The organism is Streptomyces soli (genome assembly GCF_003999195.1).
Lineage (GTDB): Bacteria > Actinomycetota > Actinomycetes > Streptomycetales > Streptomycetaceae > Actinacidiphila > Actinacidiphila soli.
Genome location: NZ_RJVR01000385.1, coordinates 1 through 2774 on the forward strand (window position 1 = coordinate 1; position 2774 = coordinate 2774).

The 2774-nt window shown below is 67.1% G+C and carries 2 protein-coding genes and 2 pseudogenes; 2 read left to right on the forward strand and 2 right to left on the reverse strand.

Annotation, left to right across the window (positions count from 1 at the left end; translation table 11 throughout):
* The first annotated feature begins 81 nt into the window (after window positions 1-81).
* Together EFK10_RS45970 and EFK10_RS45975 are read left to right on the forward strand one after the other, a co-directional pair.
* Window positions 82-2019, forward strand: coding sequence for a hypothetical protein (locus tag EFK10_RS45970; protein ID WP_127361569.1), 1938 nt, complete (start codon window positions 82-84; stop codon window positions 2017-2019).
* Window positions 2016-2228, forward strand: a complete 213-nt coding sequence (locus tag EFK10_RS45975; RefSeq protein ID WP_127361570.1) for a hypothetical protein — start codon at window positions 2016-2018, stop codon at window positions 2226-2228. Before EFK10_RS45970 ends, EFK10_RS45975 begins: the two co-directional genes overlap by 4 nt.
* A gap of 42 nt (window positions 2229-2270) precedes the next feature.
* Here the strand turns inward: EFK10_RS45975 and EFK10_RS45980 are convergent.
* Window positions 2271-2414 (reverse strand): annotated as a pseudogene (locus tag EFK10_RS45980) (GNAT family N-acetyltransferase); the annotation flags it as partial.
* Window positions 2415-2433: 19 nt separating this feature from the next.
* Window positions 2434-2774, reverse strand: a pseudogene (locus tag EFK10_RS51705) (ATP-binding protein); the annotation flags it as partial.

The window sequence follows — 2774 nt, forward strand, 5'->3', positions numbered from 1 at the left end:
CCCCGACGCGATCATGATCGCGACATGCGCGAGCACTCCAACTGTTGGTCACGCCAGGGCCGACGACCTGCACGAATCACGATGAAACTTCCTCACTGGGCTGGGGCCACGATCAAGATGTACGTGGCCTGGCTGAACTCCGCCGGGGCAGACATCAGCTACAGCACTGTGGAGACCAGCACGCCGGTCCTCGGGCCGACCTGGCAGCGTCTGTCCGGCACCCTCACCGCACCGGCCCTCACGGTCAAGGCCCGCATCGTCTGCCAGAGCTTCCAGGGCACCGCCGGGACGGTGATGTGGGACAACGCGGCGGTCCGCCCGGTGGTCCCCGGCACGATGATCGCCGACGGCGCGATCACCACGAACAAGATGGTCGCCAACACCATCAGTGGTGACCGCATCGCTGCGGGCACCCTCGACGCCGCGAAGATCACCAGCAAGAGCATCACCGCCGCGCAGATCTTCGGCGGCTCGATCACCGGCGCGGAGATCGCGGCGGGGACGATCGCCGCGGCGAACCTGGCCGCCGGGTCGATCACCACCGACAAGCTCACCGTCGTCGGCGGCTCGAACCTCTTGAGTGACCCGAGCTTTGAGGGCCCGTACACGGCGGCGTTGGTGGCCGCAGCGGGAGCCTCCTGGTCTATCGACTCCACCAAGGGCAATGGGTCGCCCAAGTCGCTCAGGGTCTCCGCGGCCTCGGCAGGCGCCACCACTCGAGGCATGAATCTGACGACGTTCTCGATCCTGCCGGGCGAGCAGCTGTATCTGGCGGTCGACTACCAGTGCTCCTCGGACTGGGCCGGGCAGGCCATCAAGTTCTACGCGTCGTGGCAGGACAGCACCGGGGTGACCTTCGCCTGGGGTGTGGCGCAAGCATCACAGCCGGTGCTCGGGCCGACCTGGCAGCGCCTCACGGCTACCGTCACCGCCCCGGCCAATGCCGCGAAGGTCTCCATCGCCGTAGAGAGCTTCCAGGCCACCGCTGGAACCGTGTGGTGGGACAACGCGGTAGTGCGTGCCGTGGTCCCCGGGGTGCAGATCGCGGACGGCGCGATCACCACGCCAAAGATGGTCGCGGGCACCATCAATGGCGACAGGATTTCTGCGGGCACCCTGAACGCGGACAGGATCGTCGGCCAGTCCATCACCGCCGCGCAGATCAAGGCCCTGTCCATCACGAGCGACGTGATTGCCGCGGACGCCATCGCCGGTAAGACGATCACCGGCGGCACGATCACCGGTGCCACCGTCACCGGTGCCATTGTCCGCACCGCGGCGTCTGGCCGCCGCCTGGTGATGGACCCGAACGGCGGCCCCGGAACCTCCGGCGCCCTGCTCATCTATAGCGGCCAGGCAAGCGAGGTCACCCCCGGGCAGATCAGCTCCGACGTCCTCGACCTGGGTGGCGGCCAGCTCCAGCCTCAGACCATCGTCGAAGCCCCGTACGTCTCCCGTGGCTCCGCCACGCTCCGGATGAACTCGCCCGTGCAAGGCGTGTCCGGGGGCACGGTCAGAATCGAGGCCACCGACGCCCTGGACGGCACCGCCTACAGCTTCTGGGACGCCGCGAAGGACACCAATGGCACCTCGCGGGTCGTGTCGTACGCCTCCAACGGGTCCGGCGGTGGCGGTGGCTTCACCAACGTGGAAGTGCGCGGCGCCGGGTTCCACATTGATGCGAACGCGAAGAACCTGGACTTCACCGACCTCGGCGGCCTGGTCGTCGACACCGGCGCGTCCGTTGCTGGCATGCTCACGGCCGGGAACATCGCTCGCGGCCGGGCGGTCGTCACCACCACGGCGGCAAACACCGCGACCAGCGTGCAGGTCACAGGGCTCAACCTGACAGGAACCGCCTTCCGCGTGGTCGCCACAGGGGCTACCGCAACGGCAGGGACCACCCTGCTGGGTATCGGAGTTACGAACCAGACAGCCACCGGCTTCACCGTGTGGGTCACGCGGTCGAATACCACGTCCACCATCACCAACGTCGACTGGATAGTGATTGCGGAATGAGCACCCCACAGGCCCTCGAACCCGCGACCTTCTACTACGCCGAGGCGGTCTGCCACACCGTTGGCTGCCCCAACCAGGACATCATCATGAAGGTCCCGGCCCTGTACTCCAACGACGGCTCCACCTATGCCGTCTTCTGCGGATTGTGCAGCAGCAAAGCAGAGGTCGTCACCGCCACGAAGCTGGACCCCCAGCCCGTGGTGGAGTGAGTAATTGTCAAGGTCTGTGGATCAGTTGGGCTGTAGCCCCGCTGTCGACTGGACCGTGCCCACCAGGCAGCCCTCATCGCGCAGTCGGATCACCCAGTTCCACCAGGAGACATCGGGGTCGTGGGAACCCGCGACCAGTCGCTCATAGCGCAAGCGCAGGGCATCGGGGGCAGCCGGGGCACCACCGCGAGAGTCACTGCATGTTTCAGATCCCGGGTGTCAGTTCCTGTTCTGCCCAAACGATCTTGCCGCCGCCCGCTGTGCAGTGCGTTCCCTGTCGGTGGGAGAACCGGTTGACGAGGAAGAGGCCGCGGCCGCTCGTCGGTGGTGCGGGGGTGGCACAGGCGCGGGAGGATGTTGCTGGTGTCGGAGACTTCGCAGGTCAGGATCTGGTGCCGGATCAGGCGCAGGCGGATGAGGCCTGTGCCGTGGCGGATGGCGTTGGTGGCCAGTTCGCTGACGATCAGCTCTGTGGCCGTCGCCAGGCGTTCCAGGCCCCATTTGGTCAGCTGGCGGGTGGCCAGGGACCGGGCGGTGCTGACGACG